General features: G+C 59.7%; 1 protein-coding gene. It reads right to left on the bottom strand.

Features of this window, described 5'->3' with window-relative positions:
- Positions 1 to 29 precede the first annotated feature (29 nt).
- A complete protein-coding gene (locus tag GHO41_RS29290; RefSeq protein ID WP_153376404.1) occupies positions 30 to 1,058 on the bottom strand; it encodes an IS30-like element ISPa59 family transposase in 1,029 nt (342 codons plus the stop codon).
- Between the last annotated feature and the right edge of the window lie 55 nt (positions 1,059 to 1,113).

Genomic DNA, 1,113 nt, shown 5'->3' with positions numbered 1-1,113 from the left:
GGCGGTTGCAGGAGCTGAGTGCAACACGGTCATTGAATTGAAGCTGGAGCATCATGCCGCATAGCCATGGCCTTCTGCATCACCTCACCCATAACTTCGATGGGGCACTTGAAGTCGAAGCGCTTACGCGGCCGCATGTTCAGTTGCAGTGCAATAGCGTCGAGTTCTTCTTGGCTGTGTACCGACAAGTCCGTGCCCTTGGGCAGGTACTGGCGGATCAGGCCATTGATGTTTTCGTTGCTGCCGCGTTGCCAAGGGCTATGCGGATCGCAGAAGTAAATCGCCACCCCGGTCTGCTGGGTGATTTCAGCATGCCGCGCCATTTCTCGGCCCTGGTCGTAGGTCATGCTCTTGCGCATCGCCAGCGGCATGCCATTGAGCGCTGCACTGAAGCCTTCCATCGCCGAGGTCGCCGTCGCGTCGTTCATCTTTACCAGCATCAGGTAGCCACTGGTGCGCTCTACCAGCGTGCCTACAGACGAGGCGTTGGCCTTGCCCTTGATCAGATCGCCTTCCCAATGCCCTGGCATCAGTCGGTCTTCGATCTCCGGTGGGCGCACATGGATGCTGACCATCTCGGGGATCTGGCCACGCCGATCCACGCCGCCAGAGCGCGGCCGGCGCGTCGTCTTACTTTGGCGCAGGCAGATGATCAGCTCCTTACGCAGCTCGCCGACCGGCAAGGCATAGATGGCGTTATAGATCGTCTCGCGACAGACGTATGCATCTCTGAGGCTGGGAATGTTCATGCTGCGCAGCTTGCCGGCAATCTGCTCGGGAGACAAACGCTCGCGCAGCATATGGGCCACCAACTGAAAGCGCTCACCACCCGGCAACAGCTTTCGTTTCGGTCGACAGCCTTGGCGGCGGGCCTGCATCTGCTGCTGGGCCATGCGGGCCGAGTAGCCACCACAGACATCTCGATTGCGGCGCAGCTCCCGGCTGATGGTCGAAGGGGATCGGGTGATCAAGCAAGCAATCTTGCGCAGGCTGAACCCTTGGGCACGGCTGATTTGAATGGTGGCGCGTTCTTCAACGCTGAGTTCGGAATAAGACATAGGGGCAGCACCGTACCGGAAAGGTCAGGTGTTGCACTCAGTTTTTGCCGCCGCC

Origin of the sequence: Pseudomonas sp. FSL R10-0399 (assembly GCF_009600165.1) — a bacterium.
Classification (GTDB): domain Bacteria; phylum Pseudomonadota; class Gammaproteobacteria; order Pseudomonadales; family Pseudomonadaceae; genus Aquipseudomonas; species Aquipseudomonas helleri.
This window is presented reverse-complemented; position numbering and strand designations above follow the sequence as displayed.